Here is an 18,264-nt window from a genome sequence, read left to right as displayed (position 1 = left end):
TGAAGGGCAGATTTTTTAGTCCGGATAGAGTGGTTCCGGTGTCAGGCTGACAAGGGTGTTCTCGTTGCCGATATTCACGGTTCCGTCCTGGATGGTGCACTGCAGATTCATGCCGCGTTCCGCCAGACCGGCAAGTGGCTCGGTGGCTTCCGGAGGAAGGTTGATGATGGTGAGGTTGTGGAAGCGGGTCAGTTTGCCCTGGTGCTTTTCCCACCACAGGGGCACGGCACGGCCACCATAGGTGTACAGGATGACCCGGTCCGCCCGGTTGCAGGCTTTGCGCAGGCGGCTTTCGTCTGGCAGACCCAGCTCTATCCACAGCTCGATCTCATCGCTCAGGCTTTTTTGCCAGAGCTCCGGCTCGTCGTCGGTGCTGAGGCCACGGGTGAATTCGAGATGTTCACTGGCATTCAGGATAAACGCGAGCAGCCGGACCATCATTCGCTCATCGTTTTCTGAAGGGTGGCGGGCGATGGTCAGGTGATGGTCCGCGTAATAGTGCCGGTCCATATCGGCGATGTTGAGAGTCGCCTTGAAGATGGTTGCTTTGAGCGCCATGAGCTTCCTGCATTGGTATCGGGGTGTCAGTTTGGGCTAGTGTAATGCAATTCTTCCGTGGCTGAGTGTGAACGCATGTCGATGTTGCGCGGTTTTCTGGTCCTGGTGCTGTTTTTTATCCTTGGTGAGTCCATTCGGGTGCTCTTCTCATTGCCGATCAGTGGCGGTGTTCTGGGCATGGTCGTCATCACCTTAACCCTAATGGTGACAGGCAGCGTGAGCGATGATCTGGCCTTGGCCAGTCGCGGGCTGATCTCGGTACTGGTGTTGCTGATCATGCCGGGTGTCGTGGGGGTGTTTTTCACAGCGGATCAGTTCTCCGGGCAATGGCTGGCGGTTGCGACGGCTTTGCTCGTTGGCACCTTTCTGAGTGTTCTCACCACGTTATTGTTGATGCAACTGGTGACGACCAGAGGGAGTGGCGATCGTGACTGAGATCTTTGGTCAACTCCAGATGCTGCCGGGTACTCTCGCAGCCACGCCGATTCTTGCCATTGGTTTAACCCTGAGTGCATTCTTCGCTGGCAACTGGTTGTTCTCCCGCGTGGGGCGGCCTTTATGGCTGCCACCCGTGGTGCTGTCGGCACTACTTCTGGCCGGGGTGATCGCTGTCCTGGCGGTGGATTACCAGAGCTACCGGCAGGGCGCCCACTGGCTCACCGTGCTGCTCGGCCCTGCCACCGTGGCTCTGGGCATTCCCCTTTATCAGCAGATGCACCATATCCGTGCCATGTGGCGCCCCATCCTGGTGACCCTTCCAATCGCCGCTACCATGGCGGCGGTGTATGCCGTCGTGATTGGCTGGGCTCTGGGCGCCACTCCGGAGGTGCTCGCATCGCTGGCGCCCAAGTCGGTGACTGCGCCGATTGCCATCGGGATCACCGAACAGCTGGGTGGTTCCGTTCCCCTGATGATGGGTGGACTGCTGATTACCGGCGTGGTCGCAACCCTTTTTGTTGACCTGCTCGCCCGTTTGTTGCCGGTAACGGATGAACGAATCCTGGGCTTTGCCCTGGGTCTGAACGGCCATGCCATTGGCACGGCGCGGGCGTTTGAGATCAGCCATACTGCCGGTGCATTTGCCTCGCTAGGAATGGGCCTCACGGGCGTGTTCACCGCGCTGATTCTGCCACTGGTTTTCCGTACTTAGGGCTGCGCCAAATCAGGTCATTCACCTGGCGAATAACGTCATGTCGCAATTTCGATTGCCGTAAGGGTTTTCCGAGACTAGCTTGTTGTTCAGGCATCCGGTGCCCTTCTGCGCCGATGTTCCGTGAAAATTCCTAAAACAGCGACGGAAAACGCGATGAAAAAACTGATTGCAGCATTTGTCGGTTCCATGGCCCTGGCGGCAGCTCCAGCGGCCCTGTCCGCCGAGGCAACCAAGGAACTGAAGATGGCGTACGACGCCGACCCCGTGACCCTCGACATCCATGAGCAGCTGTCTGGCGGTATCCTGCAGCTGTCCCATATGACCTTTGATCCGCTGATCCGCTGGACCAAGGACCTGGGCTTCGAGCCGCGGCTGGCCGAGAGCTGGGAGCGAATCGATGAAAAAACCATGCGCTTCAAGCTGCGCGAGGGGGTGAAGTTTCACTCTGGCAACGACCTGACGGCCAAGGACGTCAAGTTCACCTTCGAACGATTGAAGCAAAGTCAGGACTTCAAGGCCATCTTCCAACCCTTCAGCGAGCTGAAGATTGTTGACGATTATACCTTCGATCTGGTGACCAAAGAGCCCTATCCTCTGCTGCTCAATACCGCCACTTACATCTTCCCGCTGGACAGCGAGTTCTACACCGGCAAAACCGAAGATGGCAAGGACAAGAGCGCCATCGTCAAACATGGCAATTCCTATGCCTCCGAGCACCTGTCCGGAACCGGTCCTTACGTGGTAACCGGGCGCCAGCAGGGCGTCCGCGTCGACTTCGAGCGATTCGATGACTACTGGGATACCAACTCCCCCGGCAACGTCGGCAAGATCGTTCTGACGCCGATCAAGGAAAACAACACCCGGGTTTCCGCCCTGCTTTCAGGGGGTGTGGATTTCATTGCACCGGTACCGCCAACGGATCTCGAGCGGATCAAGCGGGATGAAGACTCCAGCCTGGTCACCATGAGCGGCACTCGAATCATCCTGTTCCATATGAATCAGGAACGGGTTGAGGCATTCAAGAACCCGAAAGTTCGCCAAGCCATTGCCTACGCCATCAATCAGGAAGGCATTGCCGCCAAAATCATGAAGGGCTTTGCCACTCCGGCCTCTCAGATGTCACCGCGGGGTTACCAGGGATATAACGACTCCCTCAAACCGCGTTTTGATGTGGCCAAAGCCCAGGCACTGATGAAGGAAGCGGGCTACGAGGACGGTTTCACCATCACCATGATGGCGCCCAACAACCGTTACGTGAACGATGACAAGATCGCACAGGCGGTAGCCGCCATGCTGGCCCGAATCAACATCAAGGTGGATCTGAAGACTCTGCCAAAGGCACAGTACTGGCCGGAGTATGACAACCGCTCGGGCGACATGATGATGATTGGTTGGCACGCGGATACCGAGGACTCCGCCAACTTCTACGAGTTCCTGACCTTCTGCCCGGATGCTGACAGCGGCTCTGGCCAGTACAACGCCGGTAATTACTGCAATCCGGAAATCGACGCCCTGGTGAAAAAGGCCAATGTGGAGACAGATCTGGACAAGCGGGCAGCCATGCTGCAGGAAGTGGAGCAGCGTCTGTACGACGATGCCGCCTTCGTACCGCTGCACTGGCAGGACCTGGCCTGGGCCTCGAAGGAGAACGTGAAGATTGAGCCGGTGCTCAATGTCATGAACTTCCCGTACCTGGGTGACCTGGTTGTCGAATAAACGGGACTGGTGGCTCTTTGTCGCCCCCCTATCCAAACCTCTCTCCCGCAACGGGAGAGAGGCTTTAAACATTCACTGCCGGTAAAATCTTCATGTTAGCGTTTTTGGTTCAGCGGATTTCCCAGGCGTTTCTGGTGATGTTTGTGATCAGTGTGATCGCCTTTGCCATTCAGGACGGCCTTGGTGATCCGCTTCAGCAGATGGTGGGCATGTCCGTCTCCCAGGAGGAGCGAGACTCCCTTCGAGACGAGCTCGGGCTCAATGATCCGGTTGTGGTGCAGTACCTGCGGTTTGCCGGTAACGCGCTGCAGGGTGATCTGGGCAACTCCTATTTCTATAGCAAGCCGACCCTGGCAGTGATCGCGGAGCATCTGCCGGCGACTCTTGAGCTCGTGATCGGTGCCAGCCTGATCATAGTGGTGTTTTCGGTTCCTATCGGTGTTTATGCAGCAATCCGGCCCCAGGCCTGGCTGTCAAAATTTTTCATGGGTGTCAGCACGGTAGGGATTTCCATTCCGGTGTTCCTGACAGCCATCATGCTGATTCAGCTCTTTTCCATCGGTGTCACGGTGAATGCGTTCCCGGAGGACACCGGATGGGGGCAGTGGCTGAACGGCTTTTTCTCCACCGAGGGCGGATTGCCTTCCTACGGTCGTGGCGACGAACTGACCCATCTGTTCGGTACCTGGCATTCCGGCTTCTTCAGTGAAGGCGGACTGATGCACCTGATCCTGCCGTCGGTGTCGCTGGCGTCGATCATGCTGCCGCTGTTTATCCGGCTGATCCGGGCTGAGATGATGGAGGTGCTGCAAAGCGACTACATCCGCTATGCCCGGGCCAAGGGTCTGAGCGCGGGCCGCATCAACTTTCTGCACGCCCTCAAGAACACCATGTTGCCGGTGATCACCGTGGGTGGGGTGCAGATCGGCATCATGGTGGCTTACACCATTCTCACCGAGACCGTGTTCCAGTGGCCGGGTGTAGGCCTGATGTTCCTCGAGGCGATCACCCGCAGTGACATCCCGCTGATCGTGGCCTACCTGATGGTGGTGGGCCTGATTTTCGTGATTACCAACACGCTGGTAGACCTGATTTACGGTCTTGTTAACCCCACCGTCAAACTGACAGGTAAGAAAGCATGACAACGGCAACGGCTTCCTCCTGGGACCGCTTCCGCGAGTCCTTTGTCTGGTACAGCTTCAAGCGCGACAAAGTGGCCATTGCCAGCTTTGTGGTGTTGATGCTGATGGTGCTGGCGGCGGTGTTTGCCCCCCTGCTGGCGCCTGCCAACCCCTATGATCTGGCCCAGATCAATATCATGAATTCCGAGTTGCCGCCGGCCGGGCTGGCGGGGTCCGATCCGGCGTTCCCGTTGGGCACCGACGCCCAGGGCCGGGACCTGCTCTCAACGATTCTCTACGGCACCCGGGTATCGCTGATGATTGGCTTTGGTGCCGTGGTGTTGCAGGCGGCGCTTGGTATCCTGTTTGGCCTGCTCGCGGGTTACCTGGGTGGTCGGGTGGACGCCATTCTGATGCGCATTGCCGATGTGCAGTTGTCCTTTTCCACACTGATGGTGGCGATCATTGTCGGTGCCGTGTTCAAGGCCAGTTTCGGCAACCTGATGTTTGGTGAAATCGCCATCTACATGCTGATTTTTATCATTGGTGTGTCGGAGTGGCCACAGATTGCCCGCACCGTGCGCGCCTCGGTGCTGGCGGAGAAGAAAAAAGAGTACGTGGACGCCGCCAAGGTGATGGGCTTCGGAACACCCCGGATCATGTTCCGGCACATCCTCCCCAATACCCTGTCGCCAATCTTCGTGATCGCCACGGTCCAGATCGCCAACGCCATCATCTCCGAGGCGGCGTTGTCGTTCCTGGGTCTGGGCATGCCGGAAACCCAGCCGTCGTTGGGCTCTCTGATCAAGTCCGGCTTTGATTACATTCAGAGCGGTTCCTGGTGGATCACACTGCTCCCGGGCCTGGTGCTGGTGGTGCTGGTGCTGGTCATCAATCTGTTGGGTGACTGGTTGCGCGATGTAATGAACCCACGGCTGTACAAGGGGTAACACCATGGCACTGTTGGAAGTAAAAGACCTTGATGTCCGCTTCGCGGTGCGTGGCGGCGACCTGACGGCGCTTCGGGGCATCAGCTTCAGTCTCGACAAGGGCGAGCGGCTGGGCCTGGTGGGGGAGTCCGGCGCCGGTAAGTCCGTGGCGGCCTTCTCCATCCTTAACCTGATCGCCAGGCCCGGCTACATCGCCGGCGGCCAGATCCTGTTTGAAGGCCGGGACCTGGCAGCCATGAGTGAACGGGAGTTGCGCAAGATCCGTGGCAACCGCATCGCCATGATTTTCCAGGACCCGATGATGACCCTGAACCCGGTGTTGACCATCGGTACCCAGATGGTTGAGGCCATCCTGGCGCATCGGAAAATCAGCAAGAAGGAGGCCCGGGCGATTGCCCTCGATCGGCTGCAGAAAGTGCAGATTCCGTCCCCGGAAAAACGCCTTGATCAGTATCCCCACGAACTCTCCGGTGGTATGCGCCAGCGGGTAATTATTGCCATCGCGCTCCTGCTGGACCCGGAAATCATTGTTGCCGACGAACCCACCACCGCCCTGGACGTGACCATTCAGGCGGAAATCATGGATCTGCTGCTGGACCTGTGTGAGCAGGAGAACGTGGCGTTGATGCTGATCACCCACGATCTCGGGGTGGTTTCCCAGGTCACCCAGCGCATGCTGGTGATGTATTCCGGTCGAATCATTGAGCAGGGCCCGACCCGGGAAATCATCAATGATGCCCAGCATCCCTACACCCAGGGCCTGATCAATGCGCTGCCGCAGCTGGGCGAGCCGGGCGCGCGCCTGTTCCAGATTCCCGGTTCCATGCCGTCCCTGAAGAATGTGCCCACGGGCTGCCCATTCCATCCCCGCTGCAACTTCGCCACCGAGCAGTGCCGACACTCGATGCCGGACTATGTCCGCTCGGGCAATGTCGATGTGGCCTGTTACGAAGTCGCCGACCTGATTGAACAGGAGAAACGCATGCAGGAGGCCGAATCATGACCTCCCCGTTGGTAAGTATTCGCGGGCTGGAGAAGCGCTTTGACCTCTCCGGCAGCCTGCTGGAACAGATAACCTTCGAGGGTGGCCGCTTCCGCCGAAAAAAGGAAGCGGTGCACGCCATCAACGGCGTCGACCTGGAGGTGCAGCGGGGCGAAGCCCTCTGCGTGGTGGGCGAGTCCGGCTGCGGCAAGTCCACCGTGGCCCGTACCGTGATGGGGCTGCTTTCCCCCAGCGCTGGTGAGATCCATTATGATGGCCAGCGCATCGACAACCTGGAGCGCAAGGCATCGCTGCCGTACCGGCGCAAGATGCAGATGATTTTCCAGAATCCCTATGCGTCCCTGAATCCGCGCATGACCATCCAGCAGACGCTGGAAGAGCCGATCCGTTTCCACCATCCGGACTGGTCGACGACCCAGGTGCGAGACAAGATTCACGAAGTGATGCATTCGGTGGGTATCGATCCGGACTGGGGCAGCCGCTTCGGCCATGAGTTTTCCGGCGGCCAGCGCCAGCGAATAGCCATTGCCCGGGCACTGGCGGTGGATCCGGAGTTCATCGTCGCGGACGAGCCGATTTCCGCCCTGGACGTGTCTATCCAGGCCCAGGTGCTGAATCTGTTGATGGACGCCCAGGAGAGTCGGGGGCTGACGTACCTGTTCATCACCCACGACCTGGCGGTGGTGGAGCATTTCGGCACCCGGGTGGCGGTAATGTATCTGGGCCGGGTGTGTGAGCTGGCGGACACCAAGACTTTGTTTGCGACGCCCCGGCATCCCTACACCCAGGCCCTGCTGTCGGCGATTCCGAAACTTGAGGATGACCGGCCCAACCACATTCGCCTGAAGGGCGAGGTGCCCACGCCGGTAAACCTGCCTTCCGGTTGTGTGTTTCATGGCCGCTGCCCCTACGCCAACGAGCGTTGCCGGCAGGAAGTGCCCGGGCTGATCACCACCGATGGTAGCAATCAGGTGGCCTGCCACGCCGTGGAAGAGGGGCGGTTGTAACGGGTGTGCTGCCATGGGCTATGATGCCAGCAGTCAAACCCGAATCGATAACAACCTTAGCTAACCCACCCGACCCCAGGGGATTCTATGGAAGTACGCTGGCTGGACGATTTCCTGGCGCTTGCCCGTACGCGCCATTTCTCACGTGCAGCTGAAATGCAGCACGTGAGCCAGCCTACGTTCAGCCGCCGGATCAGGCTGCTGGAGGAGTCCATGGGCAGCATACTGGTGAACCGCCAGACCCTGCCGTTGTCGCTGACCCCTGCTGGTGAACTGTTTCTCGAATTTTGTGAACGAATTACCCGGGATGTACGGGACACGAAGGACCGAATCGCTGCCCTTGAGGCCGAGGCGTCGGCACGTATCAGTGTCGGCTCTACCCAGGGGCTGTTCTCCCATTTTTACCAGGGCTGGGCCAGGGATGCCGGGATAGCAGAGCGCCTCCAGCTCAACCTTAAGGCCACCAGCTGGGTCGGCGAGCAGTTTCTGGACGCTCTGGAAAATGGGGAATGCGATCTGGTGCTGTGTTACTGGCATCCGGACCTGCCCTGGGGGAGCCGGCTGACCGGGGACAGGTTCGAGTGGCTGGTGCTGGCCCGGGAGTCCCTGGTGCCAGTAAGTGTGGTGGACGAAGAGGGTCATCCCCGTTTCGCTCTGCCGGGCAGCCAGGCGCAGCCGGCACCATTGATTGCCTATCACAATCGCGGGTTTCTCCAGTCCGCCATTGAGGGGTACCTGGCGCGGCAAAATCTGACGGCCCACCTGCTGCCCCTGAACGAGAATACCCAGTCGGCCAGTATCAAAGCCCTGGTCAAACAAGGCTTTGGCATGGGCTGGCTGCCAAAACGCATGACGGAAAAAAGCGAGCAATTTGGCAGCCTGGTGCGCGCCGGCGATGAACACTGGGATGTGCCCCTGGAAATTCGCCTGATCCGCCTGCGGGATGCCCGCTCGGACGACCTGATAACCCTCTGGCAACAATTGGAAATCTGATATGCCTGATGATGCCCTGCTGTCGCTACAGCTGGATCACGTGAAAGAACTTCAGACCCGGTATGAATCGGCCCTGGCAGACCATGGCTTCGATAGCCTGCTGATCGCCTCTGGCGCCGCACCATACCGCTATGGTGACGATCAGGCCTGGCATTTTCAGGGCTATGGCCCGTTCCTGCACTGGACCGGGCTGACCGGTCGAGAGCACTGCTGGCTGTGGATACGGGCCGGCCAAAAGCCGGTCTTGTGGTTGTACCAGCCGGTGGATTTCTGGCACGCCAATCGTCCGTTGCCGGAAGAGCCCTGGCAGACCTTTATCGAGGTTCGCCGCAGCCAGTCGCCTGAAGCGCCATTGCTGAATGATCCGGCTCGCCTGGCGGTAATTGGTGATCCGGCCCTGCTTGGTGCAGCGGTGGGCGAACGCAATCCGGACGGCCTGCTCCGGACTCTGGACGAAACCCGGGTGCGCAAGACCGCTTACGAGATCGACTGCCTGGCCCATGCCAATACCCTGGCGCTCGCAGGCCATGGTGCGGCCCGGGATGCTTTTGTCGCTGGTGAGAGCGAATTTGGCATCAGCCTCGCCTACCAGCGGGCCACCGGGCAACGGGAAGCCGATGCGCCGTATCACAGCATCATCGGGCTGAATGATCACGCCGGAACGCTGCACTATCAGTACTACGACACCCAGCCCCCGGGCCATTCCCGCAGCTTGCTGATCGACGCCGGTGTCCGGTTCCGGGGTTATTGCTCCGACGTCACCCGCACCACGGCCGGGCCGGGCGAATCGCACTTCGCCGCCGTGATTCACGGGCTTGAGCGGCTCCAGCTTCGGCTGTGCGACATGGTGGCGCCCGGAGTGGACTACATTGATATCCACCGTAAGGCCCACCAGGGCATTGCCGCTTTACTGTCAGCCACCGGTCTGGTGACGGGGCTGGAAGATCAGGACATCGTGGAGCGGGGCATTACCCGGGCTTTCTTTCCCCACGGTATTGGCCACTTTCTGGGCGTCCAGGTTCATGACGTTGCCGGCAAACCGACTCCTGCGCCGGAGGATGCGCCGTTCCTTCGCCTGACACGCACTCTGGAGCCCGGAATGGTAGTGACCATCGAACCCGGCCTCTATTTCATTCCGTCATTACTGGAGCCCGTGCTGGCGGGGGAGTCAGAGCGGTATCTGAACCGGGAGCTGCTGAACCTGTTGCGAGGCTGTGGCGGCATCCGCATTGAGGACAATGTGGTGGTCACCGAGACTGGAGGCCGGAATCTGACCCGGACGCCTTAAGCCTGTAACGCTCCAGCGCGCAGAATCCTCCATTGCACAAAATTAAGCCAATGGGGTTGCATTATGGGATGCTAATGACAATAATTATCACTAACCTTTAACGTCATTGGTGAGTCACGATTATGTACGTTTGCCTGTGCCACGGAGTCACTGACCGGGAAATTCGCGAAGCCGCCGATAACGGTGTCTCTTCCATGCGCCAGCTGGGAAAAGAACTGGGCGTTGGTACCCAGTGCGGCCGCTGCGCCTGCACTGCCCGGGAAATCCTGCGAGAGAGCCGTTCACCGGATTATCTGGCCTTGGCCAATATGCTGGCCCAGCCGGCCTGACCACTCCCATTGCCTGACTGTATTTTTCTCTCGTCCGATAAGGGGCTATCCTAAAAGGCTGATAAACCCGGCCACCAGGGAGCCACCGTATGAAAGGCGACAAGAAAGTCATTCAGTATCTTAACAAGGTCCTCGCCAACGAGCTGACCGCCATCAATCAGTATTTTCTCCATTCCCGGATGTATAAGGACTGGGGTATCACCAAGCTGGCCGCCAAGGAATACGAAGAATCCATCGATGAAATGAAGCATGCCGACCAGCTTATCGAGCGGGTCCTGTTTCTCGAAGGATTGCCCAACCTCCAGGACCTCAACAAACTGCTAATCGGCGAAAACGTCGAGGAAATGATCTCTTGCGACCTCAAACTGGAGCAGATCGCCCACACTGACCTGAAGGAAGCCATTCTCTATTGCGAGCAGGTTCAGGACTTCACCAGCCGTGAGCTGTTCCGCACTATCCTTGACAGTGAAGAAGAGCACATCGACTGGCTGGAAACCCAGCTGGAAATGATCACTCAGATGGGTATTCAGAACTACATCCAGCTTCAATCATCCGCTTCGGAGTAAAGCAGACAATGGACCTGTCCTGTTTCAAAGCTTACGACCTGCGTGGCCGTGTGCCGGATCAACTGAATCCGGCGCTGGCCGAAAAAATCGGACGCGCCTACGTGGAAATCACCGGCGCAAAAAAAGTAATCGTCGGCTACGACATCCGTCTGTCCAGCCCGGACATCGCCGAAGCCCTGAGCTCCGGCCTGATGGCGGCCGGTGCGGATGTGTTCGATATCGGCCTGTGTGGCACCGAGCAAGTGTACTTTGCCACCAGCCACTACAAGATGGACGGCGGCATAATGGTCACCGCCAGCCACAACCCCAAAAACCACAACGGCATGAAAATGGTCGGCCCGGATTCACGGCCGATCAGCTCCGACAACGGTCTAAACGACATCCGGGACCGCGTACTGGAACCCTTTGCCGATGCGCCGCAGCAGGGCCGCTACGAACCGCTGGAAGTAATGAGTGCCTACATCGATCACCTGCTGGGTTACGTCGATGCCGGTTCACTAGGCCCCATGACCATCGTCGTTAACGCCGGCAACGGCGGGGCCGGCCTGGTCATCGACGAACTCGAGCAGCACCTGCCCTTCGAATTCGTGAAAGTGCACCACCAGCCCGATGGCCACTTCCCGAACGGCGTGCCCAACCCCATCCTTCCGGAAAATCGCGCGGCCACCGCCGATGCCGTTATCGAACAGGGCGCCGCCATGGGCATCGCCTGGGATGGCGACTATGACCGCTGCTTCTTCTTCGACGAAAACGGCCGCTTCATTGAGGGTTATTATATCGTCGGCTTGCTGGCCGACCAGTTCCTGCGCAAGACCGGCGGAGGCAAGGTTATCCACGACCCGCGCCTCACCTGGAACACTCTCGACCTGGTCAAAGCCGCTGGCGGCGAAGCCATCGAAAGCAAAACCGGCCACGCCTTCATCAAGCAGAGAATGCGCGACGAAGACGCGGTCTACGGCGGCGAAATGAGCGCCCACCACTACTTCCGAGACTTCGCCTACTGCGACAGCGGCATGATCCCCTGGCTGCTGATTGCCGAACGCCTCTGCCAGTCCGGCGAGCCATTCTCATCCCTCATCGACGCCCGAATCGAAGCCTACCCGGCCAGCGGCGAAATCAACCGCACCATCGATGATCCCCCCAAGGTCATCGCGGCAATCGAGGCCAAATACAGCGTCGGCGCGAAAAAGGTTAGCCATGTGGACGGCGTCAGCATCGAGTTCGACAACTGGCGCTTCAACCTCCGGATGTCCAACACTGAGCCAGTTGTGCGTCTGAACGTGGAATCGAGGGCGGATATTCCGTTGATGGAAGCAAAGACGGAAGAGCTTTTGGCGGAAATGGATAGATTGAATAACGAAGGTTGATTAAACGGTTAACGCCTGAAGTCTGGGGCGAGCAGGCCGGAAGGAGGTTCAGAAACTGTGCGGAGCCATGGATGGCGGAGCCCAAGCGCCCCAGGGATGGGCCGAAGGAGCATGTTTCTGAATTTCCTTCCGGCCTGCTCAACCTTCACCAAACTAAAGTGGTCAGAACCAGTCGTTCAGCATAACCCCAATACCAAACCGCTGAGTTCGGTGGTTGTAGTCAATCAGGCTCTCCCCATACCCGTTGTAGTACTGGAAGAACCCCTTAACCGTATCTCCCATCGGAAAGCTGTACCCGAACTCCACCGACGTCTTGTTATCCGACCTCAGGTTGTTCATCAGCCGAAGCGACAACGTACGGTCCTCAGTCAGCTTGTAAACCGCCTGATAATTGGCATGACCCAAATACCGCTCGATGTCCTCATTATCATCGTTGCTGCCATCGGGAATCCGGTACCAGGGCTGCACCATGAAAAGCCAGCGGTCATAGCTGTAGGCTGCGGTGGCAATGATTCGGTTCCAGCTCCGTGACCGTGGCTCAGCCTGTCCGTTGGACTGGTGGTTGACGCCGAGTGTTACCGTGTTCAAACGACCGGGGCCGATGTCCCAGTCGCTCTGATAACGCATGAAGAGCTCCGGCTCGTAGTTGGTTTCCCGGAAAGGCGCAGAATCGTCCTGATTATAGACCTGCCAGAACGACTGCTGGGTGTAGCCGAACCACATGGTGGTGCGATCGTCCAGAAACCCGGTCAGCAAAGGAACCTTGAAACTGATCTGATACTTTGCTTCTTCCCGCTCCAGCTTGTAATCGTAGCCGATGGAGCCCAGCCTGGGGCTAGACGGAGTCGAATTCGGATTCTTCACCCAGGTTACCGGCAGGATGTAGATGGGGCGGTGCCCGACAAAACTGCCGGAAAATGAAAATACCGCTTTCTCGGCAGCAACGTAACGGTCCACGAGGGCGGACATGACGCCAGTGTCCGAATCTTCGTCCAGGCCATGGTCGCCGGCTTGCTTCCGTGCCTCTGCATCCGGTGCAAGACTATCAACGCTGCTGCGGGCCTCCTCTTTCTCTGCCTCGGTCGCCTGCGCCTGGCGCTTCTGCGGGTTAAAAATGCTGTCGAAGCACGCGAGCCTCTGGATACCGTCTTCGACCAACGCGCATTGCTCGGGAGAGCCGACCGGAATTTCCGGGGTGGATTCTGCCTGGACGCCGGCAGGTAACACACAAGCCAGAATGAATGGGGGCAATGCAAATAGGGCGCGCGAGCACGTCATGGGCAGCAATTCTCCTAACTGGCGTTCAGGCTGAGCCAGGTATTGGCCATGCCGTAGATCCAGACGCCGATCAGGGTAACCGCCAGAAGCGAGAAAATGACCTTGTGGCGAAACCGATTGGCGCTGTCGGCGGATGCCACCCAGCGCAGGTACATCAGCCCGATGAAACTCAGGAAAACGCCCAGGCTTGCCAGAGCGGGGATCAGAAGCCAGGCAGCACTGATGGTCTGGCCATCGCCGGTCTGGCTCGAGAACCAGCCCATGGAAGCCAGCAAAACCGCCAGCGCTGCAAATTCGGTAATTAGAAGTGGTTTGCGCAGTGGGTGGGGCAAAGTTGGTTCCGTGTTGGTCATGGAAACTGGTCCTGAATGGTTAAACATCGGCGAACACCATGGTAACCGGATTGTCCGCGAAACACTCTCTGACTTACGAAATCGCAATTAAAATGGGTGAAATCAATTTATGATTTTGCTGTTTGGTTTTTTTGCCAGGTTTCAGTCGCTATAATGCGGCCACCGAAGATCATAACGCTCAAATGCGAGGTGCATTGTGAAGATGAAGAGAGTCCTGGTTGCTGTACTGGTCGTTCTTGGCCTTACAGCCGGCGCTGTAATGGCGAGTGTTGAAGACGAAATTCGCGCGCGGATCAAGCCGGTTGGCGAGGTATGTCTTGAAGGAGACCAGTGCGGTGCCTCAGCCGCTCCAACCCAGGCTGCCAGCTCCGGCCCCCGCTCAGGCAGCGAAGTATACGACGCCGTGTGTATGGCCTGTCACTCCACCGGTGCGGCCGGCGCGCCCAAAATCGGTGACACCGCCGCCTGGGCTCCTCGCATCGACAAGGGTCTGGAAACCCTGGTCAGCCACGCGCTCAACGGCTTCAATGCCATGCCGGCCAAAGGTGGTTGTGCGAACTGCCCTGATGAAGAAATTCAGGCCGCCGTAGAACATATTGTTGGGCAAAGCCAGTAACTGAAAAGTTTCGCTGGTTACGTCTAAAGCCCCCTTAGTGGGGCTTTTTGCATTCCGGGACAGGCTAAAGGCCAAGGTCTCCCAGTAAGGCACTCAGCGTGGCCTTGCCTTTTTTCTGATTGGCCTCCACGTCAAGATCGCCCAGGCCTTCCCACTTCAGATCTTCCTCGGGCAGTTCGTCCAGAAACCGGCTGGGGATGGTTTCCAGCTTTTCGCCATACTGTTTCCGGGCTGCCGCGTAGGTCAGGGTCAGGGTTTCCCGGGCCCGGGTAATGCCCACGTACATCAGCCGACGTTCTTCCTCAATGTTGCCTTCCTCGATGCTGCTCCGGTGGGGCAGGATCTCCTCTTCCAGGCCCATAATGAACACATGAGGAAACTCAAGGCCCTTGGAGGCGTGAAGAGTCAGCAGCTGAACCTTGTCGCTGTCGTCCTCTTCTTCCCGTTGCTCCATCATGTCCCGGAGGATCAGCTTCGTGATGGCGTCCTCGATACCCAGTTCGTCGGCAGTGCCCTTGCCGTCATCCAGCATGCGCTGGATGGACTCCACCAAGTACCAGATATTCTCCATCCGACGTTCGGCCTGCTTGGGGGTGCCAGAGTGCTGGTGTAGCCATTCCTCGTACTCGATGTCGGTAAACAGTTGCTTGATCACGGGCACCGGGTTTTCGCTGTGTAACCGCTCGCAGGTGGCATCTACCCAGTGCGCAAACCGTCGCAGGCGGTCCAGACCCTTCTCGGTAACGTGGGTTTCCGCACCCATGTCGCCCAACGCCTTGAACAGGCTGACATTCCTGGAACGAGCGTAGTGGCTCAGCTGCTCGAGAGTGCGCGGGCCGATTTCCCGGCGGGGTACGTTAACCACCCGCAGGAACGCGGCGTTGTCGTCGGGGTTGATCATCAGGCGCAGATACGACATGGCATCCTTGATCTCGTTCTTGGAAAAGAACGACTGGCCGCCGGAGATGCGATAGGGAATCTGGTAGCCCTGGAGCTTGATCTCCAGCAGGCGGGCCTGGTGGTTGCCTCGGTAAAGCACGGCAAAATCCCGGAAATCGAGACCTTTTTTCAGCTTCTGATCGAGAATCTCAGTAGCAACCCGCTCGGTTTCCGCGTCTTCGTTTCGGCATCGGACAATCCGGATCTCTTCGCCGATGGTGTGGTCACTCCAAAGCGCCTTTTCAAAGACGTGGGGGTTGTTGGCGATCACCATGTTGGCGCTGCGCAGAATTCGGGCCGTGGAGCGGTAGTTCTGCTCCAGTTTGACGATCTTCAGGCTGGGAAAGTCCTCCTTGAGCTGCTCGAGGTTTTCCGGACGGGCACCGCGCCAGGCGTAGATTGACTGGTCATCATCCCCGACCACCGTGAAGGCCGCCCTGTCGGCCACCAGCAGTTTGACCAGTTCGTACTGGCACACGTTGGTGTCCTGGTATTCGTCTACCAGCATGTAGCGAATCTTCCGGCGCCATTTTGCGAGCACATCCGGGTGCGATCGGAACAGCTGCACGGGGAGCAGGATCAGATCATCAAAATCGACGGCGTTGTAGGCCTTGAGGTATTCGTTGTACTGCTTGTAGATGATCGCGATCCGCTGCTCCCGTTCGTCCGCCGCCTTGCTCAGGGCCTCGGCCGGCCCGCGCATGGCGTTTTTCCAGGACGAGATGGTCATCTGGACATCACTGAGTTCGTCGCCGGCCTCGGCACTGGCTTCCCGGAGCATGAGGTCCTGTAACAAAGCCTTGGCATCCTCGGCATCAAATATGGAAAAACCGGGGTGGTAGCCGAGATGGGTGTGTTCTTCCCGGATCATGTTGAGGCCAAGGTTATGAAAAGTGGATACAATCAGGCCCCGGGTCAGCTTCCGGTCGACAATCCGGCCCACACGTTCCTTCATTTCCCGGGCGGCCTTGTTGGTAAAGGTCACGGCGGCAATATGACGACCAGGAATGCCCAGCTGCTCAATCAGGTAGGCGATCTTGCGGGTAATCACGCTGGTTTTGCCGCTGCCGGCACCAGCAAGTACCAGCAGGGGGCCCTCTGAATAGCGGACGGCTTCGCTTTGTCTCGGGTTGAGCTTGTTCACAAATTGGTTGCCAGAATGGAACGAAATGGGGAAAACGGGCGTGGAGTTATTCTACACCAGCGAGCGTTCCTGTACCTTGACGATCTATCGACTATGATTGGTAGAACGGACTGGGTTGTTCACGCATAAATGGATTCTGCTAGATGACACTGCCACTGGAAACCATGAGGCCCGAACAGTTACGCCTCCTGGTTCTGACACCAGATTATGCTGATTTTCTCTGGCTCAATGATCTTCTGGCGGGTGACGTCGAAATCAGTGCGGATGCTACCTGGTGCCCGGATCTGGTGGATTGTGACGACTTGATCCGTAATGCCAGTTTCGATGTCATTGTCTGGGACTGTATCTTCCATGGCGGTTCCGAAGCCTCTTTTCTTCAATACCTGGCGGTTGGCAGCAATGATAAGCCTGTCCTTGCCCTCAGTGCCGAGTTTCCAGGCCGGCGGGCCCCCGAACTGCTCGCCGCCGGCGCCGCCGATTATCTCTGCCGTCAGAATCTGGACCACTGGAATTTTCGCCGAGCTGTGAAGTATCTCTGGTATCGGGAGCAGTTATCCGAGTCGGCCCACGGACAGCTGGGGCGGGAGGTCGCCACCGGTTTTATCAACCGGGATCTGTTCTTTGATCGTCTCCAGCAGGCGCTGCTGCGGGCCGAGCGGGCCAGCCACCGGCTGGCACTTCTGCACCTCAATATCGACGATTTCCGCAGTATCAATGAATCTTTCGGTTACCAGAAAAGCGACCAGTTGATGATGAAGCTGGCGGAACGTCTCCGGCATTCCCTGAGGCGGGTGGATTCTCTGATGCGCATCGGCGGAGACGAGTTGGCCATTATCATTGAGAAGGTCGAAGACTCCCTCGACATAACCCAGATTATCCGCAAGGTAGTCAGCGCCCTGGATGAGCCGGTCACGATCGACGGTCAAAGTGTGGTGGTCAGCGCCAGCCTCGGTGTTGCTACCTACCCTGAAGCCGGTGACAGCGCCGAAAATCTGTTGCGCCGGGCCAACCGGGCCATGTTCGAGGCCAAGCGGGACCCCGGTACCAGTTATCGCTTCTATGACCGGCAGCTACATATCTCTGCCGGCTATCAGCTTCGGCTCGAGGCCGACCTGCGCAATGCCCTGAGGGGCAAGGAGCTGGAGCTCTACTACCAGCCCCGGATTGATCTTGCCACTGAAGAGGTTCGTGGGGTTGAGTGCCTGTTGCGCTGGAACCACCCAGAGCGTGGGTTGGTGGGGCCGGATGAGTTCATTCCGGTGGCGGAGCGCAGTGGCCTGATCGTGCCCATCGGGTACTGGGTCATTGAGCAGGCATGTAAACGCCTGCAGGAGTCTGCCCAGCTTGGATTCCCGGGGCTGGTGTTTGCCGTAAATCTTTCGTTCAGGCAGTTCCATGATCGGAAGATGACCGAGACCATCTTCCGGATTATTTTCAACGCCAATGTGGATACCAGCCTGTTGGAGCTGGAACTCACGGAAAGCGCCATGATGCACGACCCGGAGTACGCCCAGCGTTGCCTGCGGGAGCTGAACCAGCTGGGTATCAGCTTTGCCCTTGATGACTTCGGGACCGGTTTCTCCTCCCTGAGTAATCTCCAGCATCTGCCCATATCCCTGGTCAAAATCGACAAGTCCTTCGTGCAAGAGCTCGGTCACTCGGCCGACGCGGAGCACATCATTCGGGCCATTATCAGTCTGGCTCACAGTCTGCAGATCAGCGTGGTCGCTGAGGGGGTGGAAACCGAAGGGCAACTGGAGTTCCTGCGCCAGCACCATTGCGATGAAATCCAAGGCTATTATTACGCCCGCCCCATGCCCTGGGCCGATCTTGTGCAATTCCTGAACAAGCGTGGCCAGTCCGCTTGCCTGCAACAGTAAGCC

At 58.3% G+C, this 18,264-nt stretch carries 18 protein-coding genes; 14 read left to right on the top strand and 4 right to left on the bottom strand.

What is annotated here, in order from left to right; all coding sequences use genetic code 11:
• Nucleotides 1–15: 15 nt before the first annotated feature.
• On the bottom strand, nt 16–558 hold the full coding sequence (locus ACN0XM_RS00625) for a YaeQ family protein (RefSeq protein ID WP_417564977.1): 543 nt from the start codon (nt 556–558) through the stop codon (nt 16–18).
• A gap of 75 nt (nt 559–633) precedes the next feature.
• On the opposite strand from ACN0XM_RS00625, the gene ACN0XM_RS00620 reads away from it, so the two are divergent.
• The 12 genes from ACN0XM_RS00620 to ACN0XM_RS00565 all read left to right on the top strand — a co-directional run bounded on the left by ACN0XM_RS00620 (nt 634) and on the right by ACN0XM_RS00565 (nt 12,051).
• Nucleotides 634–993 (top strand): CidA/LrgA family protein, encoded by a 360-nt coding sequence (locus ACN0XM_RS00620; RefSeq protein ID WP_417564976.1) that lies wholly within the window; start codon nt 634–636, stop codon nt 991–993.
• A 19-nt stretch (nt 994–1,012) separates the two neighbouring features.
• Entirely contained in the window at nt 1,013–1,708 is a 696-nt protein-coding gene (locus tag ACN0XM_RS00615; protein ID WP_417565499.1) for an LrgB family protein, read from the top strand.
• Nucleotides 1,709–1,864: 156 nt separating this feature from the next.
• Nucleotides 1,865–3,427: an ABC transporter substrate-binding protein gene (locus ACN0XM_RS00610; protein ID WP_417564975.1), complete on the top strand. Its 1,563-nt coding sequence runs from the start codon at nt 1,865–1,867 to the stop codon at nt 3,425–3,427.
• 92 nt (nt 3,428–3,519) lie between these two features.
• Nucleotides 3,520–4,569: an ABC transporter permease gene (locus tag ACN0XM_RS00605; protein ID WP_417564974.1), complete on the top strand. Its 1,050-nt coding sequence runs from the start codon at nt 3,520–3,522 to the stop codon at nt 4,567–4,569.
• The gene (locus tag ACN0XM_RS00600; protein WP_417564973.1) at nt 4,566–5,498 is read left to right on the top strand and encodes an ABC transporter permease; all 933 of its coding nucleotides are present in this window, start codon (nt 4,566–4,568) and stop codon (nt 5,496–5,498) included. Before ACN0XM_RS00605 ends, ACN0XM_RS00600 begins: the two co-directional genes overlap by 4 nt.
• Nucleotides 5,499–5,502: 4 nt before the next feature.
• Nucleotides 5,503–6,501, top strand: a complete 999-nt coding sequence (locus ACN0XM_RS00595) for an ABC transporter ATP-binding protein (RefSeq protein WP_417564972.1) — start codon at nt 5,503–5,505, stop codon at nt 6,499–6,501.
• On the top strand, nt 6,498–7,508 hold the full coding sequence (locus ACN0XM_RS00590) for an ABC transporter ATP-binding protein (protein ID WP_417564971.1): 1,011 nt from the start codon (nt 6,498–6,500) through the stop codon (nt 7,506–7,508). Before ACN0XM_RS00595 ends, ACN0XM_RS00590 begins: the two co-directional genes overlap by 4 nt.
• Nucleotides 7,509–7,595: 87 nt before the next feature.
• Entirely contained in the window at nt 7,596–8,501 is a 906-nt protein-coding gene (locus ACN0XM_RS00585; RefSeq protein WP_417564970.1) for a LysR family transcriptional regulator, read from the top strand.
• Nucleotide 8,502: 1 nt separating this feature from the next.
• The gene (pepQ, locus tag ACN0XM_RS00580; protein WP_417564969.1) at nt 8,503–9,789 is read left to right on the top strand and encodes a Xaa-Pro dipeptidase; all 1,287 of its coding nucleotides are present in this window, start codon (nt 8,503–8,505) and stop codon (nt 9,787–9,789) included.
• A gap of 122 nt (nt 9,790–9,911) precedes the next feature.
• Nucleotides 9,912–10,118 (top strand): bacterioferritin-associated ferredoxin, encoded by a 207-nt coding sequence (locus ACN0XM_RS00575; protein ID WP_417564968.1) that lies wholly within the window; start codon nt 9,912–9,914, stop codon nt 10,116–10,118.
• An 89-nt stretch (nt 10,119–10,207) separates the two neighbouring features.
• Complete coding sequence (bfr, locus tag ACN0XM_RS00570) at nt 10,208–10,684, top strand: bacterioferritin (RefSeq protein WP_417564967.1); 477 nt, start codon at nt 10,208–10,210, stop codon at nt 10,682–10,684.
• An 8-nt stretch (nt 10,685–10,692) separates the two neighbouring features.
• Nucleotides 10,693–12,051, top strand: coding sequence for a phosphomannomutase (locus ACN0XM_RS00565; protein WP_417564966.1), 1,359 nt, complete (start codon nt 10,693–10,695; stop codon nt 12,049–12,051).
• Between the two features lie 162 nt (nt 12,052–12,213).
• Here ACN0XM_RS00565 and ACN0XM_RS00560 read toward each other — a convergent pair whose 3' ends face one another.
• Nucleotides 12,214–13,329 (bottom strand): phospholipase A, encoded by a 1,116-nt coding sequence (locus tag ACN0XM_RS00560; RefSeq protein WP_417564965.1) that lies wholly within the window; start codon nt 13,327–13,329, stop codon nt 12,214–12,216.
• Between the two features lie 14 nt (nt 13,330–13,343).
• On the bottom strand, nt 13,344–13,682 hold the full coding sequence (locus ACN0XM_RS00555; RefSeq protein ID WP_417564964.1) for a hypothetical protein: 339 nt from the start codon (nt 13,680–13,682) through the stop codon (nt 13,344–13,346).
• 202 nt (nt 13,683–13,884) lie between these two features.
• Between ACN0XM_RS00555 and ACN0XM_RS00550 the strand changes: the two genes are divergently transcribed.
• Nucleotides 13,885–14,298, top strand: a complete 414-nt coding sequence (locus ACN0XM_RS00550) for a c-type cytochrome (protein WP_417564963.1) — start codon at nt 13,885–13,887, stop codon at nt 14,296–14,298.
• Between the two features lie 64 nt (nt 14,299–14,362).
• On the opposite strand, the gene rep is transcribed toward ACN0XM_RS00550, so the two are convergent.
• Nucleotides 14,363–16,381, bottom strand: a complete 2,019-nt coding sequence (gene rep / locus ACN0XM_RS00545) for a DNA helicase Rep (protein WP_417564962.1) — start codon at nt 16,379–16,381, stop codon at nt 14,363–14,365.
• Between the two features lie 143 nt (nt 16,382–16,524).
• Between rep and ACN0XM_RS00540 the strand changes: the two genes are divergently transcribed.
• On the top strand, nt 16,525–18,261 hold the full coding sequence (locus tag ACN0XM_RS00540) for an EAL domain-containing protein (RefSeq protein WP_417564961.1): 1,737 nt from the start codon (nt 16,525–16,527) through the stop codon (nt 18,259–18,261).
• Nucleotides 18,262–18,264: the final 3 nt, after the last annotated feature.

This window comes from Marinobacter sp., assembly GCF_048269445.1.
Taxonomy (GTDB): domain Bacteria; phylum Pseudomonadota; class Gammaproteobacteria; order Pseudomonadales; family Oleiphilaceae; genus Marinobacter.
The sequence above is the reverse complement of the archived record's forward strand: the minus strand, read 5'-3'. Positions and strand labels throughout refer to the sequence as shown.

Bases quoted from the DNA above. Each gene is read 5' to 3' on its own strand.
- ACN0XM_RS00585 (WP_417564970.1), top strand. From the start codon at position 7,596: ATGGAAGTACGCTGGCTGGACGATTTCCTGGCGCTTGCCCGTACGCGC.
- ACN0XM_RS00625 (WP_417564977.1), bottom strand. From the start codon at position 558: ATGGCGCTCAAAGCAACCATCTTCAAGGCGACTCTCAACATCGCCGAT.
- ACN0XM_RS00590 (WP_417564971.1), top strand. From the start codon at position 6,498: ATGACCTCCCCGTTGGTAAGTATTCGCGGGCTGGAGAAGCGCTTTGAC.
- ACN0XM_RS00595 (WP_417564972.1), top strand. From the start codon at position 5,503: ATGGCACTGTTGGAAGTAAAAGACCTTGATGTCCGCTTCGCGGTGCGT.
- ACN0XM_RS00550 (WP_417564963.1), top strand. From the start codon at position 13,885: ATGAAGAGAGTCCTGGTTGCTGTACTGGTCGTTCTTGGCCTTACAGCC.
- ACN0XM_RS00605 (WP_417564974.1), top strand. From the start codon at position 3,520: ATGTTAGCGTTTTTGGTTCAGCGGATTTCCCAGGCGTTTCTGGTGATG.
- ACN0XM_RS00560 (WP_417564965.1), bottom strand. From the start codon at position 13,329: ATGACGTGCTCGCGCGCCCTATTTGCATTGCCCCCATTCATTCTGGCT.
- bfr (WP_417564967.1), top strand. From the start codon at position 10,208: ATGAAAGGCGACAAGAAAGTCATTCAGTATCTTAACAAGGTCCTCGCC.
- ACN0XM_RS00575 (WP_417564968.1), top strand. From the start codon at position 9,912: ATGTACGTTTGCCTGTGCCACGGAGTCACTGACCGGGAAATTCGCGAA.
- pepQ (WP_417564969.1), top strand. From the start codon at position 8,503: ATGCCTGATGATGCCCTGCTGTCGCTACAGCTGGATCACGTGAAAGAA.
- ACN0XM_RS00600 (WP_417564973.1), top strand. From the start codon at position 4,566: ATGACAACGGCAACGGCTTCCTCCTGGGACCGCTTCCGCGAGTCCTTT.
- ACN0XM_RS00540 (WP_417564961.1), top strand. From the start codon at position 16,525: ATGACACTGCCACTGGAAACCATGAGGCCCGAACAGTTACGCCTCCTG.
- ACN0XM_RS00565 (WP_417564966.1), top strand. From the start codon at position 10,693: ATGGACCTGTCCTGTTTCAAAGCTTACGACCTGCGTGGCCGTGTGCCG.
- ACN0XM_RS00610 (WP_417564975.1), top strand. From the start codon at position 1,865: ATGAAAAAACTGATTGCAGCATTTGTCGGTTCCATGGCCCTGGCGGCA.
- ACN0XM_RS00615 (WP_417565499.1), top strand. From the start codon at position 1,013: ATGCTGCCGGGTACTCTCGCAGCCACGCCGATTCTTGCCATTGGTTTA.
- ACN0XM_RS00555 (WP_417564964.1), bottom strand. From the start codon at position 13,682: ATGACCAACACGGAACCAACTTTGCCCCACCCACTGCGCAAACCACTT.
- ACN0XM_RS00620 (WP_417564976.1), top strand. From the start codon at position 634: ATGTCGATGTTGCGCGGTTTTCTGGTCCTGGTGCTGTTTTTTATCCTT.